General features: G+C 71.6%; 18 protein-coding genes. 9 read left to right on the top strand and 9 right to left on the bottom strand.

Translation table 11 applies throughout. The annotated features are described in order from the left end of the window. Window positions 1–11: 11 nt before the first annotated feature. The 3 genes from A3862_RS25810 to A3862_RS25800 all read right to left on the bottom strand — a co-directional run bounded on the left by A3862_RS25810 (window position 12) and on the right by A3862_RS25800 (window position 2858). Window positions 12–827, bottom strand: coding sequence for an IclR family transcriptional regulator (locus A3862_RS25810; RefSeq protein WP_051976095.1), 816 nt, complete (start codon window positions 825–827; stop codon window positions 12–14). 8 nt (window positions 828–835) lie between these two features. Continuing rightward, on the bottom strand, window positions 836–1591 hold the full coding sequence (locus A3862_RS25805) for an enoyl-CoA hydratase-related protein (RefSeq protein ID WP_043756143.1): 756 nt from the start codon (window positions 1589–1591) through the stop codon (window positions 836–838). Window positions 1592–1841: 250 nt separating this feature from the next. Next, window positions 1842–2858, bottom strand: coding sequence for an NAD(P)H-dependent flavin oxidoreductase (locus A3862_RS25800; RefSeq protein ID WP_170861890.1), 1017 nt, complete (start codon window positions 2856–2858; stop codon window positions 1842–1844). Between the two features lie 346 nt (window positions 2859–3204). On the opposite strand from A3862_RS25800, the gene A3862_RS25795 reads away from it, so the two are divergent. The 4 genes from A3862_RS25795 (at window position 3205) to A3862_RS25775 (ending at window position 9235) form a co-directional block, all read left to right on the top strand. Further along, the gene (locus A3862_RS25795) at window positions 3205–5277 is read left to right on the top strand and encodes a 3-hydroxyacyl-CoA dehydrogenase NAD-binding domain-containing protein (RefSeq protein ID WP_043756145.1); all 2073 of its coding nucleotides are present in this window, start codon (window positions 3205–3207) and stop codon (window positions 5275–5277) included. A gap of 166 nt (window positions 5278–5443) precedes the next feature. After that, window positions 5444–6631, top strand: coding sequence for an acetyl-CoA C-acyltransferase (locus tag A3862_RS25790; RefSeq protein WP_043756147.1), 1188 nt, complete (start codon window positions 5444–5446; stop codon window positions 6629–6631). Window positions 6632–6635: 4 nt separating this feature from the next. Continuing rightward, window positions 6636–7832 (top strand): acyl-CoA dehydrogenase family protein, encoded by a 1197-nt coding sequence (locus A3862_RS25785; protein WP_111474101.1) that lies wholly within the window; start codon window positions 6636–6638, stop codon window positions 7830–7832. A 248-nt stretch (window positions 7833–8080) separates the two neighbouring features. Next, window positions 8081–9235, top strand: a complete 1155-nt coding sequence (locus A3862_RS25775; protein ID WP_111474100.1) for an acyl-CoA dehydrogenase family protein — start codon at window positions 8081–8083, stop codon at window positions 9233–9235. Between the two features lie 132 nt (window positions 9236–9367). Here A3862_RS25775 and A3862_RS25770 read toward each other — a convergent pair whose 3' ends face one another. The 4 genes from A3862_RS25770 to A3862_RS25755 all read right to left on the bottom strand — a co-directional run bounded on the left by A3862_RS25770 (window position 9368) and on the right by A3862_RS25755 (window position 12517). Continuing rightward, window positions 9368–10240 carry a tetratricopeptide repeat protein gene (locus tag A3862_RS25770; RefSeq protein ID WP_043347979.1) on the bottom strand — a complete coding sequence of 291 codons (873 nt, stop codon included), beginning with the start codon at window positions 10238–10240 and terminating at the stop codon, window positions 9368–9370. A gap of 331 nt (window positions 10241–10571) precedes the next feature. Beyond that, entirely contained in the window at window positions 10572–11684 is a 1113-nt protein-coding gene (locus A3862_RS25765; protein ID WP_043383440.1) for a 5-(carboxyamino)imidazole ribonucleotide synthase, read from the bottom strand. Next, window positions 11681–12178, bottom strand: coding sequence for a 5-(carboxyamino)imidazole ribonucleotide mutase (gene purE, locus A3862_RS25760; protein ID WP_043756154.1), 498 nt, complete (start codon window positions 12176–12178; stop codon window positions 11681–11683). The genes A3862_RS25765 and purE overlap by 4 nt, the downstream gene beginning before the upstream one ends. 78 nt (window positions 12179–12256) lie before the next feature. Continuing rightward, a complete protein-coding gene (locus A3862_RS25755) occupies window positions 12257–12517 on the bottom strand; it encodes a YdcH family protein (RefSeq protein ID WP_078947082.1) in 261 nt (86 codons plus the stop codon). A 131-nt stretch (window positions 12518–12648) separates the two neighbouring features. On the opposite strand from A3862_RS25755, the gene A3862_RS25750 reads away from it, so the two are divergent. From A3862_RS25750 to A3862_RS25735, 4 genes are all read left to right on the top strand, one after another. Beyond that, window positions 12649–12831 carry a YdcH family protein gene (locus A3862_RS25750; RefSeq protein WP_043347966.1) on the top strand — a complete coding sequence of 61 codons (183 nt, stop codon included), beginning with the start codon at window positions 12649–12651 and terminating at the stop codon, window positions 12829–12831. Window positions 12832–13277: 446 nt separating this feature from the next. Next, the gene (locus A3862_RS25745) at window positions 13278–15203 is read left to right on the top strand and encodes a propionyl-CoA synthetase (RefSeq protein ID WP_111474099.1); all 1926 of its coding nucleotides are present in this window, start codon (window positions 13278–13280) and stop codon (window positions 15201–15203) included. Window positions 15204–15726: 523 nt separating this feature from the next. Further along, window positions 15727–16146 (top strand): CopG family transcriptional regulator, encoded by a 420-nt coding sequence (locus tag A3862_RS25740; protein ID WP_043347948.1) that lies wholly within the window; start codon window positions 15727–15729, stop codon window positions 16144–16146. 61 nt (window positions 16147–16207) lie between these two features. Next, the gene (locus A3862_RS25735; protein WP_111474098.1) at window positions 16208–17497 is read left to right on the top strand and encodes an extracellular catalytic domain type 1 short-chain-length polyhydroxyalkanoate depolymerase; all 1290 of its coding nucleotides are present in this window, start codon (window positions 16208–16210) and stop codon (window positions 17495–17497) included. A gap of 72 nt (window positions 17498–17569) precedes the next feature. On the opposite strand, the gene A3862_RS25730 is transcribed toward A3862_RS25735, so the two are convergent. Further along, window positions 17570–18040, bottom strand: a complete 471-nt coding sequence (locus A3862_RS25730) for a hypothetical protein (RefSeq protein ID WP_111474097.1) — start codon at window positions 18038–18040, stop codon at window positions 17570–17572. Window positions 18041–18216: 176 nt separating this feature from the next. On the opposite strand from A3862_RS25730, the gene A3862_RS25725 reads away from it, so the two are divergent. Further along, window positions 18217–19335 (top strand): NADH:flavin oxidoreductase/NADH oxidase, encoded by a 1119-nt coding sequence (locus A3862_RS25725; RefSeq protein WP_111474096.1) that lies wholly within the window; start codon window positions 18217–18219, stop codon window positions 19333–19335. Window positions 19336–19343: 8 nt separating this feature from the next. Here A3862_RS25725 and A3862_RS25720 read toward each other — a convergent pair whose 3' ends face one another. Then, entirely contained in the window at window positions 19344–20096 is a 753-nt protein-coding gene (locus tag A3862_RS25720) for a phosphodiester glycosidase family protein (RefSeq protein WP_442919064.1), read from the bottom strand. Window positions 20097–20290 lie beyond the last annotated feature (194 nt).

Below are 20290 nucleotides of genomic sequence, written 5' to 3'. Positions count from 1 at the left end.
CGCGGACATCCTCAGGCTCCCATGACGCCGTCGAGGCTGCGGACGGCTGCGATGAGTCTCGGGCGCGCCACCTCCATGAGGAAGCGTGCGTCGGTGATGACGGTGGGGGCGCCGCAATTGACCGACATGGGCGGCAGGCCGCCGCCGGGATGGAACCCCACCGCGATGGCGCAGACGGTTTCCTGCCACTCGCCGAACGAGGTGCAGCAGCCGATCTCCCGATGCTCGGCCACGGCCCGGTCGAGACCGGCCCGGAGCGCGGGCCAGGCGACCGGGTCCAGGGCCTTCAGGTCCTCGTAAATGCCCTCGCGCTCGCGATCCGTGCAGATTGCCACGTAGGCTCGGCCCATGGCGCTGCGGGCGAGGGAGATGCGCGAGCCGGTATCGAGGTTGAGCGAGATCGCCGCCGGGCCGCGCTGGCAATCGACGTAGCGCATGCTGAGACGGTCGCGGACGCCGAGTCCCACCGAGGCGTTGGCGGCTTCGGCCACGGCGCGGAGCACGGGCCGGGCGATGCCGCGGACGTCGAGGCCTCCGAGAGCCGCCGAGCTGAGCGCGATCGTCGCCGTGCCGAGGCGGTAGCGGCCGATCTCGGGCAAATGCTGCAGGTAGCCGAGCTTGGTCAGCGTGTAGGTGAGCCGCGACACGGTGGAGCGCGGCAGGCCGCAGGCCTCCGCAATGTCGTGGTTGGCGAGGCTCGTGCGCCCCGGGCCGAAGCAGGCCAGCACCGACAGCCCCCGCGCGAGGGCCGTCACGAAGTGCCGGTCCTCCTTCGCGCCGAGTCCGGCGGTGTCGGGATCGGCCAGCAGGGCCGCGTCCGCATCCATCTGCGCCCTCATCGGTGCAGGAACGCCGCGAAGGCCGCCTGCGCCTCCGGGGCGCGGCGGAGCGCGTGGAAGACCTCCGCCTCCTCGCCGAGCGTCCGGACAACAGCTTCCTCGTGGCCACGGCGCAGGGCCTGCTTGGTGGCGGCGATCGAGAGCGGGGGCAGGGCCGCGAGCGCGCGCGCCTTGCCCAGGGCGGTCTCCAGCGCCATCCCCGCCGGGACGGCGGCGTTGACGAGGCCCGCCGCGGCGGCCTCCGCGGCCGTGAAGGGCTCGCCGAGCATCAGGAGTTCGGCGGCGCGCTTCGAACCCGCCACCAGGGGCAGCAGGTAGCTCGATCCGCCCTCCGGGCTGAGGCCGAGCGCCGTGAAGGGCAGGCGGAACCGGGCGCCGTCCCCCGCATAGGCGAGATCGCAATGAAGCAGCAGCGTCGTGCCGATCCCGACCGCATGGCCCTCCACGGCCGCCAGGACTGGCTTCGGGCAGGCGCGCAGAGCCTTGAGGAAGGTCAGGCCGGGGCTGTCGCCGCCGGTCTCGACGTCCTGAAAATCCTTGAGATCGTTGCCGGCGGTGAAGCAGCCGCCGGCGCCGGTGAGCACGACGGCGCGCACCGCCTCGTCCCGGGCCACGGCCACGATGGCCGCGGTCAGGCCCGCATAGGTCGCCCGATCGAGGGCGTTGCGCCGCTCCGGCCGGTCGATGGTGACGAGCCGGATCCCGGGCTCCGGGTCGGCGACGCGCAGGTTCGGGGGGGCGGATTCACACATCACAGGCGCGCCCCCGTCTCCCGAGCAGGCCGCTGTCCCCTCGCCGGACGGGCAACGGGCGGCGAGATTCGCGTGCCCCCCGCCATCGCCGACGGAGCGCGACAGGCTTCCGCCCCCGTCCGGGGGCGGGGACCGGCACCGCGCTGGGGCGCCGAAGCTCGGATATCCGGAGCCCGGACCTCCATCGCCCATCCCGTGAAGGGGATGAGACGAGCCGCCTGCGCCGCGAGAGGCGGATGCACCCGGACGCTCACGGCACGGCCTCGCCCGCGTACTCCGCCGACAGGCCGGCCATCCGCCCCCGCGCCGCCGCGTATTCCCGCGCGAGACGGGCCACGAGGTCGGCGGTGGCCGGCGCGTCCGCGATGGTGCCGACGCCCTGGCCCGCGCCCCAGACGTCCCGCCACGCCTTCACGCCGCCGCTGCCGAAATTCATCGCGGTCTTGTCGCGCACCGGCAGCGCCTCGGGATCGAGCCCGGCGGCGCGGATGCTGGGCGTCAGGTAGTTGCCCGGCACGCCGGTGAAGTAGGGGGTGTAGAGGATGTCGGCGGCCGCGCTGCCGGCGATCATGTCCTTGTAGGCGGGGGCGGCGTTCGCCTCCCGGGTGGCGATGAACCGGGTGCCCATGTAGGCGAGGTCGGCCCCCATGGCCTGGGCGGCCAGGATCGCCGCGCCCGAGGTGATCGCCCCCGAGAGGATCAGCGGACCGCCGTAGAACCGCCGGATCTCGCCGACGAGGGCGAAGGGGCTCAGCGTGCCGGCATGCCCGCCCGCGCCGGCGCAGACGAGGATCAGCCCGTCGACCCCGGCCTCCAGCGCCTTCTCGGCATGGCGCACGGTGGTGACGTCGTGGAAGACCACGCCGCCATAGGCGTGAACCGGGCGGATCACCGCGTCGGGCGCCCGCAGCGAGGTGATGATGATCGGCACCCGGTGCCGGACGCAGGCCTCGACGTCCTGGGCCAGCCGGTCGTTGGACGCGTGGACGATCTGATTCACCGCGAAGGGCGCGACCTTGCACGACGGGTCGGCCGCCCGGGCCTCCGCCAGCGTTCGCGTGATCCGCGTGAGCCATTCGTCGAGCAGAGCGGCGGGCCGGGCATTGAGCGCCGGGAACGAGCCGACCACGCCGGACAGGCACTGGGCGATCACCAGTTCCGGCCCGGAGACGATGAACATCGGCGCGCAGATCACCGGCAGGGCGAGGCGTCCGCGCAGGGCTTCGGGCAGGCGCCCGGACAGGGTCTGCTCGGGACCGTCGCTCACCGCCCGCTCCCTGCCGCCCGATTCCGCGCCGGACAGGCGCTCCCGGGCCGCTCGCCCCGATGGATGCCACGCACCGCGATCCTCCCCTGCTTCGGGCAGCCCGATCATCGCTCACCCGGCGGCGACCGCAACCGAGTCCCGCCCGGGGCCGTTTTGATGACATGGCGCCGGGGCGCGGGTCAAACGGCAGCATCCATCGATTTCTGCAATGCAGAATGATCGGTTCGGAGATGACGTCAGCCGCAGACGAGTCACGGCCCTCGCTTGACGCTCGCGTCGACCCGGACCAACATTCATCCAACGTGCAGACCATTATTCTGCATTGCAGAATGACAGGGAGTGTTGTGTGGTTCGTCAGGAGGTCGATGGCGGCGTGGCCGTGCTCACGCTCGCCAACCCGCCGGTCAACGCGCTCGGTGCCGCGTTGCGGGCCGCCCTCGACGGGGCCCTGGACCAGGCCATCGCGGACGAATCGGTCCGCGCGATTGTGCTGGCCGCCGAGGGTAAGGTGTTCGTCGGCGGGGCCGACATCACCGAGTTCGGCAAGCCGCAGCAGCCGCCGAGCCTGCCCGACATCCTGGACCGCCTCGATGCCAGCCCGAAGCCCGTGGTGGCGGCCATCAACGGCGTGGCCCTCGGCGGCGGCCTCGAACTGGCGATGGCCTGCCACGGCCGGGTCGCGGCGCCCGCCGTCAAGCTCGGCCTGCCGGAGATCAAGCTCGGGATCATCCCGGGGGCGGGGGGCACGCAGCGCCTGCCGCGCCTGATCGGCCCCGACGCCGCCTTCCCGATGATGCTCACCGGCGAGTCCGTCTCCGCCGAGAAGGCGGCGGCGCTCGGCATCGTCGACGCCGTGGTCCTGGGCGACCTCGTGGCGGAGGCCCGGACCCGGGCCCTGGAGCTGGCCGATGCGGGCCGCCTCCCGCGGGTGCGCGACCGGTCGGAGAAGCTCACGCCGGAGGCCCGGGAGCGGTTCGAGAGCCTGGCCGCCGAGGCGGTGAAGCGGGATCCCGACGCCACCAACGTCCACGCCCTGGTGCGGGCCGTGCGCGCCGGCCTGGAGCAGGATTTCGACGCCGCCGTCGCGGTGGAGCGGGCCGAGTTCCGCACCCTGGTGGAGGATCCGCGCTCGAAGGCCCTGCGCTACGCCTTCTTCGCCGAGCGCGAGGCGGCCCGCGTCCCCGGCCTGCCGAAGGACACGCCCCGCCGCCCCGTCCGGACGGCGGCGGTGATCGGCGCCGGCACGATGGGCGGCGGGATCGCCATGTGCTTCGCCAATGCCGGCATCCCCGTGACGGTGATCGAAACGGAGGCCGGTGCCCTGGAGCGCGGTCTCGACCGGGTGAGGGGCCTCTATGCCGGCTCGGCCAAGCGCGGCTCGATCACCGAGGCGCAGCGCGACGAGCGGGTCGGCCGGATCACGGGGGCGATCGGCCTGGAGAACGCCGCGGAGGCCGACATCGTCATCGAAGCAGCCTTCGAGGACATGGGCGTCAAGCGGGAGATTTTTTCCAAGCTCGACGCCATCGCCAAACCTGGCGCGATCCTGGCCACCAACACCTCCTACCTCGACGTGAACGCCATCGCGGCGGTGACGAGCCGGCCGCAGGACGTGCTCGGCCTGCACTTCTTCAGCCCCGCCAACGTCATGCGCCTCGTGGAGGTAGTCCGGGCCGAGAAGACCGCGCCGGACGTGCTCGCCACCGCCCTGGATCTCGGCAAGCGCCTCAACAAGCTGCCGGTGACGGTGGGGGTCTGCTTCGGCTTCGTCGGCAACCGCATGCTGGAGCGCCGCAGCCGCGCCGGCGAGCGCCTGCTGCTCGAGGGGGCGCTGCCGCACGAGGTCGACACGGCGGTGACCGGTTTCGGCTTCCGGATGGGCCCCTTCGCCATGAGCGATCTCGCGGGGCTCGATATCGGCTGGCGCTCTCGCAAGGATTTCGGAGGCCGGGCGCCGGTCGCCGATTCGCTGGCCGAGCAGGGCCGCTACGGCCAGAAGACCGGCCGCGGCTTCTACCTCTACCCGGACGGCGCCCGCACCGGCACCCGCGACCCGGACGTGGAGGCCCTGATCGCCCGCGTCGCCGCCGAGCACGGCATCGCGCGCCGCAGCTTCACGCCGGACGCGATCGTGGCGCGACTGATGTACCCGATGGTCAACGAGGGCGCGCGGATCCTGGAGGAGGGCATCGCGGCCCGGCCCGGCGACATCGATGCGATCTGGATCAACGGCTACAACTGGCCGGCCTGGCGCGGCGGCCCGATGCACTGGGCCGATACGGTCGGGCTGCGGACGGTCGCCGAGGCGCTGTCGCGCTTCGCGGCCGAGACCGGCGACGACAGCCAGGAACCGGCACCGCTCCTGAAGCGCCTCGCCGCCGAGGGCGGCCGCTTCGCCGACTGGAAGGCTTCGGCCTGATGCTGTGTCGGCTTGCGCACACCAAGTCCCGGTTTCGAAAGGTCCGGGACCTTTCGCGGGTGCAGGGCAGCGCCCTGCTGACGGCCGAGGCCGCATCCGTCGGGGCCTCGCCCCGACACCCCACCAAAGGGCGTGACGCCCTTTGGGAACCCCAGAGGATTCCGGCATGACCGACGCGGTGATCGTCGCGACCGCTCGCACGCCCATCGGCAAGGCCCATCGCGGCGCGCTGAACCTCACCCGCGGCGCCGATCTGGCCGCCCACGCGATCCGCGGCGCCCTGGACCGGGCGCGGCTGGAGCCGGAGGCGGTCGAGGAGGTGGTGCTCGGCTGCGGCTATCCCGAGAACGCCACGGGCGGCAACGTCGCCCGGCACGCCGCCCTGGTGGCGGGGATCCCGGTCGAGTCGGCCGGCGTCACCGTCTCACGCTTCTGCGCCTCGGGCCTGGAGGCGATCGCCAGCGCGGCGCGCCGGATCATCCTCGACGGCGTGCCGGTGGCGGTGGCCGGCGGGGTCGAGTCGATCAGCCTCGTGCAGCCCAAGGTTCAGCGGGAGCTGACCCGCAACGCGTGGCTGGAGGCCCACCTGCCGGCGATCTACATGCCGATGATCGAGACCGCCGACATCGTGGCGGAGCGCTACCGGATCTCCCGGGAGGCGCAGGATCTCTTCGCCCTGGAGAGCCAGCGCCGCACCGCCGCCGCGCAGGAACGCGGATTGTTCGACGACGAGATCGTCCCGATGAGCGCCGTCATGGCGGTGACCGACAAGGCCACCGGCGAGACCCGGGAGGTCGAGACCCGGCTCGCCAAGGACGAGGGCAACCGGCCGGACACGACCCTGGAGGGTCTCGCCAAGCTCAAGCCCGTGCGCGGGGAGGGGGCCTTCATCACGGCGGGCAATGCCAGCCAGCTCTCGGACGGGGCCTCGGCCAGCGTGCTGATGTCGGCCGATGAGGCGGCGCGGCGCGGCCTCGAGCCCCTCGGCATCTTCCGGGGCTTCGCCTCGGCGGGCTGCGGGCCGGACGAGATGGGCATCGGCCCCGTCTTCGCGGTGCCGCGGCTCCTCGAACGGCAGGGTCTGCGCGTCTCCGACATCGACCTGTGGGAGCTGAACGAGGCCTTCGCGTCCCAGTCGGTCTATTGCCGCGACCGGCTCGGGATCGACCCGGACACGGTCAACGTCAACGGCGGCGCCATCGCGGTCGGCCACCCGTTCGGCATGTCGGGGGCGCGGCTCGTGGGCCACGCCCTGCTGGAAGGCCGCCGCCGCGGCGCGCGCTACGCCGTGGTGACCATGTGCGTCGCCGGCGGCCAGGGCTGTGCCGGCCTGTTCGAGATCGCCCGGAGCTGAATCGATGGATCTGCGCTTCACCGACGAGGAAATCGCGTTCCGCGACGAGGTCCGGAACTTCTGCCGGACGGAGATCCCGGCCGAGATCCGAAAAAAGGTCTCGGAGGGGCGCAGCCTCTCGAAGGACGACTACGTCACCAGCCAGCGGATCCTCAACGCCAAGGGCTGGGCGGTGCCGCACTGGCCGCAGGAATTTGGCGGCCGGGATTGGAGCCCGATCCAGCGCTACATCTACACGGAGGAGCTGTTCCAGGCGGCGGTACCCCTGCCGCAGCAGTTCAACTGCTACATGTTCGGCCCGGTGCTGGCGACCTTCGGCCGGCAGGACCAGAAGGAACGCTTTCTCCCCCGCGCCGCCAACCTCGACGATTGGTGGTGCCAGGGCTTCTCCGAGCCCGGGGCCGGCTCCGACCTCGCTTCGCTCAAGACCAAGGCCGTGCGCGACGGCGACCACTACGTCGTGGACGGCCAGAAGACCTGGACGACGCTCGGCCAGCACGCCGACTGGATCTTCTGCCTGGTCCGCACCGACTTCGAGGCCAAGAAGCAGCGCGGCATCTCATTCCTGCTCATCGACATGAAGAGCCCAGGCATCACCGTGCGCCCGATCCTCACCCTGGAGGGCCGGCACGAGGTCAACGAGGTCTTCTTCGATTCCGTGCGCGTGCCGGTGGAGAACCTCGTCGGCGAGGAGAACAAGGGCTGGGACTACGCGAAATTCCTGCTCGCCAACGAGCGCACCGGCATCGCCCGGATCGGGCTCACCAAGGAGCGGATCGCCCGGATCAAGCGCCTCGCCCGGGAAATGCCGGCCGGACCCGGCACGATGTGGGACGATCCCGCCTTCCGGTCCCGCGTCGCGGAGGTCGAGGTCGAGCTGAAGGCCCTGGAGATCACCCAGATGCGGGTGGCGGCCAAGCAGGGCCGGGCGGATTCGGTGGAGCCGGACCCCGCCTCCTCGCTCCTCAAGATCCGCGGCTCGCAGCTCCAGCAGGCGGCGACCGAGCTCCTGGTGGAGCTCGCCGGCCCCTTCGCCCTCGCGGCGCCCGCGCGCGGAGCCGGGGCCAACAACCTGCCCGGCGGCTTCGACTGGGTCGATGCAGCAGCGCCGAGCTACTTCAACAACCGCAAGGTCTCGATCTACGGCGGTTCGAACGAGATCCAGCACAACGTCATCGCCAAGGGCATTCTGGGGTTGTGAGACGATCCCGGATCCGCTTGCAGGCTTGAGAAACGCGGCGGTCGCGGCCTCGGCTCTCCCTCCCCCCTCTGCGGGGGAGGTTGGCCCCCGAAGGGGGTCGGGAGAGGGGAGCGACGTTTCAGGACGCGGGCCCGCCCTTCATGCCGGTCGCGCCCTGTCCTGCAGCCGGGTTCCCCTCTCCCGGCCCCTGCTGACGCAGGGGCCACCCTCCCCCGCAGAGGGGGGAGGGAACGTCCGAGGACACCACCATGGATTTCGACCTGAACGAGGACCAGTCGCTCCTGCGCGACAGCGTCGAGCGGCTGGCCGCCGATCTCTACCCGTCCCTGGAAAGCCGGCAGGCGCGGCTCAAGGCGCCGCTCGGCTTCCCCGCGGAGGGCTGGGCGGCTTTTTCCGAACTCGGCGTCACGGGACTGCCCTTCTCGGACGAGGACGGCGGCCTCGGCGGCGGCCCGGTCGAGACCATGCTGGTCATGGAGGCGGTCGGCCGCAACCTCGTGGTCGAGCCGCTGCTGGCGAGCCTCGTTCTCGGCTCGACGGCCCTGCGGCTCGGCGGCAGCGCCGCGCAGAAGGCGCGCCTCGTTCCCGACTTGGTCTCCGGTGACCTGCGCCTGACCCTCGCCCACACCGAGCGCCAGTCCCGCTATGACCTCGCCGACGTGGCGACCACGGCCCGACGCTCCGGCGACGGTTTCGTGTTGAGCGGGGCCAAGAGCGTCGTACCCAACGCCGACGCGGCCGGCCTGATGGTGGTCTCCGCCCGCGTGTCGGGGGAGCGGCGCGACGCGCAGGGGATCGGCCTGTTCCTGGTCCCGGCCGACGCCGCCGGCGTCGCGATCGAGGCCTACCCGACGCAGGATGGCGGCCGGGCCGCGGAGGTGTCCTTCTCGGAGGTACAGCTGCCCGACGACGCGGCGCTGGGCGATCCCGAAGCCGGCCTGCCGCTGCTGGAGCGGGTGGTGGAGCACGGGATCGCGGGGCTCGCCGCCGAGGCGGTGGGCTCCATGGACGCGCTCCACACGCTCACGGTCGAGTACCTCAAGACCCGCAAGCAGTTCGGCGTCAGCGTCGGCTCGTTCCAGGCGCTGCAGCACCGGGCGGTGGACATGCTGATCCAGCTGGAGCAGGCCCGCTCGATGGCCCTCTACGCCGCCATGATGGTCGACACGCCGGATGCGGCGGCGCGTGCGGCGGCCCTATCGGCCGTGAAGGTCCAGATCAACAAGGCCTGCCGGTATGTCGGCCAGGAGGCCGTGCAGCTCCACGGCGGCATCGGCATGACCCTCGAGTATATCGGCGCCCACCACTTCAAGCGGCTCGCCATGATCGAGTACCAGCTCGGCGACACCGCCCATCACCTGCGCCGCATCACGCAGGACGCGAACGGACTGCTCGCGGCGTAACCCACGCGGACAAGGGGCTTCCAAAGGGCGTGCCCTTTGGTGGGGTGTCGGGGTGAAACCCCGACGAACAGGTCTCCGCCCCAGGCAGGGGAGGCGGAGACCTTGTGAAACCGCCTTCAGACCGTCGAGCGGTCAGTTGAACAGCGAGCCGACCCCACCCTGCACCCGGCCGAGGCCGGCGCGGGCGACGGAGTTGTTCGGATCGATCGTCGCTGCGCGCTGGTAGTTCTCCATCGCCTCCTTGCGCTGGCCCGACTTCTCGTAGGCCAGGCCGCGATAGGCCCAGGAGGTGGCGTCCTTGTTGTTGACGTTGAGGGCCGCGTTGTAGTCCTCGATCGCCTTCGGGTACTGGTTCGTGGCGATCAGGCTCTGGCCGCGCGCGGCGTAGGGCGCGGACTTGAAGGGGTCGCGGTCGATGGCGGCGTCGAAATCGGCGATCGCCTGCGTGTCCTGACCCTGCTTCTGCCGCACGAGGCCGCGGGCATGATAGGCCTCGGCCGATTCCGGCATCAGCCGGATCGCGACGTTGAGGTCGTTGAGCGCCTGGTCGAGGTTGCCCTGGGCGCGCTCGACATTGGCGCGGCCGATATAGGCCGGGCCGTAATTCGGATCGATCCCGATCGCCTTGGTGAAGTCCTGCAGGGCAGGGCCGTCGCGGCCGATCTGGCGGCTCGCCAGGGCGCGATTGTTGTAGGCGGAGGCGGAGTTCGGATCGAGCTGGATCGCCTTGGTGAAGTCGGCGATGGCATCGTTGAACTGGCCGGCGCGGGCATAGGCGGCGCCGCGGGTGTTGTAGGCGGCCGCGTCGTTCGGGTTGCGCTGCACGACCTCGGTCAGGGAGGCGATGTTGACGTTCGTGGCCCCCGTGGTGTCCTTCTCGAGGACCGCGTATTGCCGCGGGCCGGCCGCGCTCCCGACGGTCTCGCAGCCCGCGAGGCCGGCGGCCGAGACCATGGCTGCGCCGATCAGTGCCGTCTTTCGTCCCAGCCCGTTGCGTACGTTCATTGCCCCACTCTCCCCGAGGCGTCGCCCGCCTTGCGCGTGCCCGCCTCGCCCCTCACAGTCCAAGAGCCCGCGCCGTGCGCCGGGCACGCCCGAATCCGGGGCACCGTCGCGCATCACGGTGAAGGCCGGCTTAAGAAGCGCCGCGTCGTGATCCGGCCCCCGCCCGTCCCGGGGACGAAGGCGGTACAGGCGGAATCGATCGACAGCATTCGGAACCGACCACGCTGTGGTGGAAGCGGTGGGATGTGGCGAAGGTATGGCTCGACGGTTCCGGGACGCCGCAGGCGGGCTTCCGACCGCCATGCGACGATGCAGGTGTGCCTTCGAAGCCTCAGGAACCGGCCGGGACGGGCCCGAGGCGGGTCACGTGACCCATCTTCCGGCCGGGACGCGCCTCGCCCTTGCCGTAGAGGTGCAGATGGGCGCCGGGCTCGGCCAGCAGGGCGTGCCAGTCGTCGGCCTGGGCGCCGATCAGGTTGCGCATCTCCACCGGCAGGCCGCCGACCCGGCCCGGATCGCCCAGCGGCCAACCGCAGACGGCCCGCACGTGCTGGGCGAATTGCGAGGTCAGTGCCCCCTCGCTGGTCCAGTGGCCGGAATTGTGGACCCGGGGCGCGATCTCGTTGACCACGAGCCGCTCCGCCCCGTCCTCGCGGACGAGGAACATCTCGACGGCGAGGACGCCGACATAGTCGAGGGCGTCGGCGATCCGCCGGGCGATCTCGAGGGCGATGCGGCCCGTCTCCGGGGCCACGCCCGGGGCCGGCACCCGCGTCAGAGCGAGGATGTGATCGCGGTGCTCGTTCTCGCACAGGTCGTAGGCCGCGAAGCTGCCGTCGCGCCCGCGGGCGCCCACCACGGAGACCTCACGCTCGAACGGCACGAAGCCCTCCAGGATCAGCGGCGCGCCGCCGAACTCGGCGAACAGGGCGTTGCGGTCGCCCTCGGCCCGCTCGCGGAGCATGCGCTGCCCCTTGCCGTCGTAGCCGAAGCGGCGGGTCTTGAGCACCGCCGGCAGGCCGATCACCTCGATCGCCCGGTCGAGATCGTCGGGCGTGTCCACCGCCCGGAACGGCGCCGTCGGGATGCCCAGCCCGTTGATGAATTCCTTCTCGGAGAGGCGGTCCTGCGTGGTCGAGAGCGCCCGCGCGTTCGGGTGCAGGGCGGCGTGCCGGGCCAGGATGTCGGCCGTGGCGTGCGGGATATTCTCGAACTCGTAGGTCACGACATCGACGCTGCGCGCGAAGGCGGCCAGCGCCTCGGCATCGTCGTAGGCCGCGCAGGTGGTCCGGGCGGCCACGTCGAAGGCGGGGCTGTCCGCGTCGGGGGCGTAGACGTGCGCCTTGAGGCCGTAATCGGCCGCCGCCAGCGCGATCATGCGCCCGAGTTGGCCTCCACCGACGATGCCGAGGGTGGAGCCGGGGCCGAGGATCTTGTCCGTCACGCGTTCTCTTCCGTCACCGGCCGTTCGGCCACCGAGGCGGTCTGGGCCGCGCGCCACGCCTCCAGGCGCTCCGCCAGATCCGGATCGGAGAGCGCCAGGACGGCGGCGGCGAGCAGGGCCGCGTTGATGGCCCCGGCCCGGCCGATCGCCAGGGTCCCCACCGGGATGCCCGCCGGCATCTGGACGATCGAGAGGAGGCTGTCCTGGCCAGACAGGGCCTTGGATTCCACCGGGACGCCGAAGACCGGCAGGCGGGTCATCGCGGCCGCCATGCCGGGCAGGTGCGCGGCGCCGCCCGCCCCCGCGATCACGACCTTGAGGCCGGCCGCGACCGCGCCTTTGGCGAAGGCCACGAGCCGGTCCGGCGTGCGGTGGGCCGACACGATGCGCGCGTCGTAGGGTACGCCGAGGGCATCGAGCGTCTCGGCGGCATGCCGCATGGTCGCCCAGTCGGACTGGCTGCCCATGATGATCGCGACCGGAGGCGACGCCATCGTTGATCCCGGAAAAAGAGGGCGCTTACAGGCGGTGCGGGCCCGCGGCAAGGCGCGGCCCGAAGACGTCCACCGGCATCAGGCGATGATGTCCGGCGTGAGCGCGTCCTCGATGTGGAAGATGCGGTCACGCAGGGTGAGCTTGCGCTTCTTCAGACGCTGGATCTGGAGCTGGTCGCCAGCCACGCTGCGCTCCAGCGCCTCGATGGCACCGTCGAGATCCCGGTGCTCCTCGCGCAGCCGCGCCAGTTCGCCCAGGAGGTCCGACTGCGCACTCTCACCCGCCTCGTCCGCCATCGTCACCTGAGGACCCGAAGACCGTTCATGGCCCGAGAGCATGCGTCACGCTCCGGCGCCGGACAAGACGGCGCGGTAAGCAATCATCAGACTTAGCAGCAGAAAACGCTTCGACAGGTCCGGCATCTTGTGCCAATCTCGGTGTGTCGAAACGATGACAGGAGATTCGGCTCATGTCGCTGCAGACGCATCTGAACCAACTCGCCCGGAAGCACGAAGCCCTCGAGCGTGAGATTCAGGAAGCGATCCACAGGCCTTCGGCGAACGACCTTCACATCGCCGAGATGAAGCGACGGAAACTCCTTCTCAAGGACGAGATCAACAGGCTGCAGGCGAACGGCAATACGCTGCACTGAGCCCCTGATCCGTCCGCACGGATAGCAAAAACGGCACGACAGCTGCCGCCGCATCGGGAGACCGGTGCGGCGGTTTTGCGTTCTGCGACCGCTCGTTTGGAGAAACGGCCGCCTGGGGATCGCCGATCCGGGCGGGCGTCGTGCTCTCGCGGATGTGACCCCGGAGCCTTGGCGACGGGGCGCCTGCCGCGCCCGCACGCCCGGGGATCGAAACAGACGACCCGCGACCTCCCGGCAGATGCGTTTCCCGCCGGCCACGCCGAGGCGCCCGGCTTCGAAGCAGCCGATCCGGGATGCATCCGGCGAACGCGTCACGGATCACCCCGATCGCGCGAGCGAAGGTGCGCGGCGGTTCCGGCGACCCACAACCGGCCTCGCACCCGCGGAAGAATGCGCTACTCTGGGCCCCGCCGCCGGAGAGCGGCCCGCGAGGAAACGCCGAACCGATGACGAGAGCCAGCCTGCCGGGCCGCTACCCGGACATCTACGACTCGGCCCGCCGCGAACCGGAGGCGTTCTGGCTCGGCGCGGCGCAGGCGCTCGACTGGGCGGACGTCCCGCAGCGGGCCTTCGCGCCGGATTCCGGCCCCTACGGCCGCTGGTTTCCGGACGGCACCCTGAACGCCTGCCACAATGCCGTGGACCGTCACGCCGACGGAGCGCGGGCGGATCAGGTGGCGATCCGCTACGATTCGCCCGTCACCGGGACCAAGCGCAGCATCACCTACCGCGCGTTGCGCGACGAGGTGGCGGTACTGGCCGCCGTCCTCGCCGGCCTCGGCGTCGGCAAGGGCGACCGGGTGATCCTCTACATGCCGATGGTGCCCGAGGCCCTGTTCGGCATGCTGGCCTGCGCACGGCTCGGCGCGGTGCATTCGGTCGTGTTCGGCGGCTTCGCGGCCAACGAGCTGGCGGTGCGGATCGAGGACGCGGCGCCGAAGGTGGTGCTCGCCGCCTCCTGCGGGATCGAGCCGAACCGCGTGGTCGCCTACAAGCCGCTCCTCGACGCGGCGATCGCGGCCTCGCGCCACAAGCCGGAAGCCTGCCTGATCCTGCAGCGCCCGCAGGCCGCCGCGACGCTCATGCCGGAGCGGGACCGCGACTGGGCCGAGACCGTGGCGGCCGCCCGTGCGGCGGGGCAGCGGGCGGCCTGCGTGCCGGTCGCCGCCACCGACCCGCTCTACATCCTCTACACCTCCGGGACGACCGGGAAGCCCAAGGGCGTGGTCCGCGATACCGGCGGCTACCTCGTCGCCCTCGCGTGGTCGATGCCGAATCTCTACGGCGTCCAGCCCGGCGAGACCTATTTCTGCGCCTCCGACATCGGCTGGGTCGTCGGGCACTCCTACATCGTCTACGCGCCGCTCCTGCACGGCTGCACCACGGTCCTGTACGAGGGCAAGCCGGTGGGCACGCCGGATGCCGGCGCATTCTGGCGGGTCGTCGCCGAGTACGGGGTCGTGTGCCTGTTCACCGCGCCGACGGCGCTGCGGGCCATCAAGAAGGAGGATTCCGCCGGCGCCCGGATCGCCGATTACGACCTCTCCGCCTTCCGCAGCCTGTTCCTCGCGGGCGAGCGCGCCGATCCCGATTCGGTCGCCTGGGCCGAGCGGGTGCTGAACCGGCCGGTGATCGACCATTGGTGGCAGACCGAGACCGGCTGGCCGATCGCCGGCAACCCGATGGGTCTCGGCCTCCTGCCGGTGAAGCACGGCAGCACCTGCGTGCCGATGCCGGGCTACCGGGTCGAGGTGCTGGACGAGGGCGGCAAACCGGTCCCGGCCGGAACCATGGGCACCATCGCGATCCGCCTGCCCCTGCCCCCCGGCTGCCTGCCGACGCTCTGGGGCTCGGACGCGCGCATGCGGTCGAGCTACCTTTCCACGTTCCCGGGCTACTACGACACCTCGGATGCCGGGGTGATCGACGCGGACGGCTACATCACGGTGCTGGGACGCACCGACGACATCATCAACGTCGCCGGGCACCGCCTGTCCACTGGCGGCATGGAGGCAGTGCTGGCGGGCCATCCGGACGTGGCCGAGTGCGCGGTCATCGGCATCCGGGACGCCCTGAAGGGCGAAGTCCCCTGTGGCTTCGTGGTGCTCAAGGCCGGCGTCGACCGGCCGACCGAGACGATCGAGCGGGAACTCGTGGCCAAGGTGCGCGACGAGATCGGCCCCGTGGCGGCGTTCAAGCTGGCCCTCACCGTGCCGCGGCTGCCCAAGACCCGGTCGGGAAAGATCCTGCGGGCCACCATGAAGCGCATCGCCGACCACGAGCCCTGGACGATGCCGGCGACGATCGACGACGCCGCGGCCCTCGACGAGATCGACGAGAGCCTGAAGGGGCGGGGAATCGGCGCCGATTGAGGCGCCGGACGGTCCCGCGATCGGGACAGGCGCCGAGTCCAGGCGGCTCTCCCCGCGCGGTGCCGGGACACCGCGCAGCCCAACCGCGTCCTGCGGATAGAGCCGGAGCGGCGGTGAGGGTGATGATGCAGGAGGCAGCCGCCCTGACCCGCCGTCGCCCCTCTGCGGCCGCCGCGCTCAGCGCGCCTGCGTGATCCGCAGATTTCCTCCCGGCGCCACTGCCCCGGGAACGCGAGTGCGGCCTCCCCCACGCTCAGGGGAGAGGCGACGGGTGGGGGCGGGGCAGATGGCACCGCACCGCTCGAGCCTGCGCCATCCCGCACGGAATCTGCGACCCTGGCACGCTCTGGGACGCCACCACTCCCCGGGAAGAACGCGCGCGGGCTGCCGGGCAGGTTCCCGGGCCGCATGACCGGCGTGCGCGGCGCCGCCGCCGGTCTCGATACGCCAACGCCCATTGTGCTTCGGATGCCCATCACCATCTCTAAACCATCCAACGGGATGGCCTGGAGATGTTTCGACGATGACCGACACCGCGCGCGACCTCCGTCCGAAGGTGCCGGACAGCGAGAAGATCACGGTCAATCTCGGCTTCGTCGATCTCGGGCGCGTCGACCTGATGGTCCGCGACGGCTTCTACGCTAACCGGGCCGACTTCATCCGCACGGCCGTGCGCAATCAGCTGGACCGGCAGGAGGAGGCGGTCCGGCAATCGGTGGCGCGGCGCCAGCTCCGGCTGGGGCTCTCGCACTTCTCCCGCGCGGACCTGGAAGCGGCCCGGGATGCCGGCTCGCCCCTGCACATCCAGGTCCTGGGCCTCGCCACGATCGCCACCGACGTCACCCCCGAACTGGCGCGGGCCGCGATCGCGTCCGTGGAGGTCCTGGGTGCCTTCCAGGCCAGCGCCGCCGTCAAGGCGGCACTGGCCGACCGGACCACCTGACCGTCCGCGCCCCGGTCGCGCGGAATCTCCACCCGAACCACGCCGTATGAGGATCCTCCCCATGTTCCGTTTCCCCAAGATTGACCCGTCGAAGTTCGACCTCTCGGCGTTCGGAATGTCGCAATTCGACCCGCACGCCTTCGGATCCGCGACGGCGAAGGGCAGGGGAACGGGGCCAGGAACCGGGGCAGCGGACCGGACCGCCCGGATGCAGGACGCCATGGCGCGGTTCCGCCGCGGCCAGGAGGCCGCCGTCGCGCAATGGACCAAGGCACGACGCGGCATGGCAGACCGGCCCGGCACCGCCGGTCATGCCGAGCAGACCCTCGACATGGAGGCGCCGACGGCGGCCGGCGGTGCCTGGACGGCGCCGGATCAAGGCGGCGGTTCGCGGCCGGGGACGGCTCCGGACCTGTCGGCGATGTTGCGCGCCCTGCGCGAGCGGCTGTCGAATGCCGGTCCGTCAGCCCGCCGCCCTGCCGCCGAAGTCCCGCCCGGGGCGCGGTTCGAGGATCGCGTTTTCACGGAGGCCGCCGGCAGCCGGGGCTACAAGGTCTACGTCCCGAGCGGCTACCGCGGTCAGGCCCTGCCCGTCATCGTGATGCTCCACGGCTGCACCCAGAACCCCGACGATTTCGCGGCCGGCACGCGGATGAACGCCCTGGCCGAGGAGCAGACGTTCCTGGTCGCCTATCCGGAACAGCCCCCGTCGGCCAACCTGCAGCGCTGCTGGAACTGGTACGCGGCGGGCGACCAAGTCCGCGAGGGCGGCGAGCCGGCGCTGATCGCCGGCATCGCCCGGTCGGTCGTGGCGGAGTTCTCGGCCGATCCCGGCCGGATCTACGCGGCCGGGCTCTCGGCCGGCGGCGCCGCGGCGGCGATCCTGGCGGCGACCTATCCGGACCTGTTCGCGGCCGTGGGCATCCATTCCGGGCTGGCCTGCGGAGCGGCCCGGGACATGCCCACCGCCTTCGCGGCCATGCAGGGGCAAGGGTCGGCTCCGGGGCCGAATCGGCAGGCGGTCCCGACCATCGTGTTCCACGGCGACGGCGATCGAACCGTGCATCCCGTCAATGGCGATCGGGTCGCGGCGCAGGCCGTGCCGGCCCCGGGCCTGGACGAGACGGTCAGCCGGGGCACGAGCCCCGGGGGCATGGCCTATACCCGGACGGTCCGCAGCGACGCGACCGGCCGGCCGGTGCTGGAGCAGTGGGTTCTGCACGGGGCCGGGCACGCCTGGTCGGGCGGAAGTCCCGACGGATCCTACACCGATCCGCGCGGGCCCGATGCCAGCGGCGAGATGGTCCGGTTCTTCCTGGCGCAGGAAGGAGCGTCCGCGGACCGTGCCTGATCGTGACTGACCGCGGCGAGCGACGGCGCGGCCGGTCCGCCGCGCCGTCACCGTCGGGCGCTCATGAGGGTGTCAATCGGCGTCCGAATCGTCGGCGTCATCCTCCAGGCCGGCGGGGGCCGATCGGTCCAGCGCCGGCGCGTAGGCGTCCTGCGTCGCATTCGTCGAAACCGACGCCGGCACGCTCCGCGCGTTCGGGTCGGTCGGGATCAGGGTCGCGCTGGCCGCGACGAGGCCGGCCATCGAGCGGACGTCCTGGGGCTGGCGCGGATCGCGGGAGATCAGCGTGGCCTCCCGTTGCAGCCGGAGATTGCAGGCCTGCGAGGGCAGCCCGCCATTCGGCGTGCAGGCATCGTGGCGGGCGCAGGCGGCGTCGAGGGCATCGATCGGCGGCAGCGGGGCGTTGTTGCCCGGACCGCAATAATTGCCGTGAACGAGCATCTTGGGTCCGCCGAAGGCGGCCGGCTGGGCATATGACGGCGTTGCGAGGGCGGCGCAGCCGGCGGCCAGAAGGAGCGAGGCGGCAAGTTTCGTGATCATCATTCAGGACCTCGGGCGATCTCGCCCCCTCAGGCGGTTCGCGTCGTGGCGACAGCGTCAGAAACGGTCAGCCGCATCGGCGAGTTCCCGAACCCCCAGCCGCAGGGCTGACCTGCCGCAGCGCGCTGGCCGGCGCGGCCGTCCTGCGCCAGATTGACCGGACGCATCCGGAGCCACCCATGACTGCACGCCTGTTCGAACCGCTGGTTCTCGACGCGCTCACGCTCGAGAACCGCATCCTGATCGCCCCGATGTGCCAGTATTCGGCCCGGGACGGCGAAGCCACCGACTGGCACATGATGCATCTGGGCCAGCTCGCCATGTCGGGGGCGGGCCTGCTCACCCTGGAGGCGACCGCGGTCTCGCCGGAGGCCCGGATCACCGCCTGGGACCTCGGCCTGTACAACGACGGCTGCGAGCGGGCGCTCGGCCGCGTGCTCGACGCGGTGCGCGAATACGCGCCGATCCCGATCTGCATCCAGATCGCCCATGCCGGCCGCAAGGCATCGAGCGCGGCGCCCTGGGCCGGCGGCCAGCAGATCCCGCCGGAGCATCCCTACGGCTGGCGCACCGAGGCGCCCTCGGCGGTGGCGCACGGGGAGGACGAGGTCCCACCCCACGCCCTCGACGCCGCCGACCTGAAGCGCGTCCGCGACGCGTTCGTTGCGACCGCCAAGCGGGCGGTCCGGCTCGGCATCGAGGCCGTGGAGTTGCACGGCGCCCACGGCTACCTGCTGCACCAGTTCCTGTCGCCGATCGCCAACAAGCGCACGGACGCCTACGGCGGCAGCCTCGAGAACCGCATGCGCTTCCCCCTCGAGGTCTACGACGCGGTGCGCGACGTCGTCCCGTCGGGCAGCCCGGTCTGGCTGCGCGTCTCGGCCACCGACTGGGTCGAGGACGGCTGGGACCTCGACGAGACCGTGGCGCTGGCCCAGGCGCTGAAGCGCGCGGGCTCGCCGGCGCTCCATGTCTCGACGGGCGGCGTCTCGCCGAAACAGGCGATCAAGCTCGGGCCGGGCTACCAAGTGCCCTATGCCGAGCGGATCAAGGCCGAGACCGGGCTCACCACCATCGCAGTGGGGCTGATCACGGAAGCCCGGCAGGCGGAGACGATCCTGCAGGAGGACAGGGCGGACGCGATCTCGCTGGCCCGCGCCATGCTGTACGATCCGCGCTGGCCCTGGCACGCGGCCGCCGAACTCGGAGCCCGCGTCCGGGCGCCCAAGCAGTACTGGCGCTCGCAGCCGCGGGAGTACAAGGACCTGTTCAAGGACACGGCCTTCGGGCAGCGCTGAGGCCACCCTTAGCGCGGCAACGCCCCGACGAGCGGCCCCAGAGGCCGGCTGATGTCGGCGCGGCTGAGATTCGGCGCGTAGAGGCTCGAGACCGAGCCGTCGAGGAACAGGGCGTTGCGGCAGCCGAGATCGTCCCGGAACAGCCGCGCGAAGGCCCCGAAGGTCACCGGTCGCTCGGAGATGGCGAAGATCGCGACGTGCCCGTCGCCGGGCACGCCGACGCCGTTGCGGATCTTCTGGCTCGGCCCGTCGGCGGCGATCTTCGGGTGGATCTGGCCGTCGATCACCAGCATCGGTCCGGACTGCGTGGCGAAATCCGGGCGCATCTTCGCGCGGAGATAGCGGGCGGTGTCGACCACTCCGGCGCGCTCGCCCTTCACCCAGAAGATCCCGTTGGGCTTGAGGTGGAAATTGCCCGGCCCGTCCGCCGTGGAGGCGCGCTTCAGCTCGTGGCCGTCCTCGATGTAGAGGCCCACCGGCGCCTGGTCCTTGTCGTACATGCCGGCATTCATCGCGAAGGCGAGACGGCCGCCCTGCTTCTCGGCGAGGGTGCCGAGGGCGCCGTAGGGCTTGCCGTCGTCCGAGAGCCAGAACAGCCGCAGCCGCTGCCGCCGCAGATCGATGGTGCAGACCGTGAAGGTCTCGCCCTGCGCCTCCACCGGCCGGCACGGTTCCGCCGCCGCCGGGGTCGCCGCCCGGGCCGGGGCCGCGAGGGCGAGCAGCGCGATCAACAGGGCGTGAGCCGGTCGCAACATCATCATTCGTTCCATGCAGCTCGGGGACGGCGAGTCGGGGACGGCGAAGCTAGATCGGCGCGCGTCTCGCTCTGGAAAGCGGCGATTTTCGTGTCTCGGCCCGACCGGGACGCGTCAGGGGATCTCGCGTGGATCTCGCGGCTCCGCGCCGCGGGGCGGGGCTGGACCGTTTTGCCGATTCGCACGTTCTTAGCCGCAGA

The sequence above is a fragment of the Methylobacterium sp. XJLW genome (assembly GCF_003254375.1).
GTDB classification, from domain to species: Bacteria; Pseudomonadota; Alphaproteobacteria; order Rhizobiales; family Beijerinckiaceae; genus Methylobacterium; species Methylobacterium fujisawaense.
Note: the sequence above shows the minus strand (reverse complement) of the source record. Positions and strands in the feature narration are given on the sequence as shown.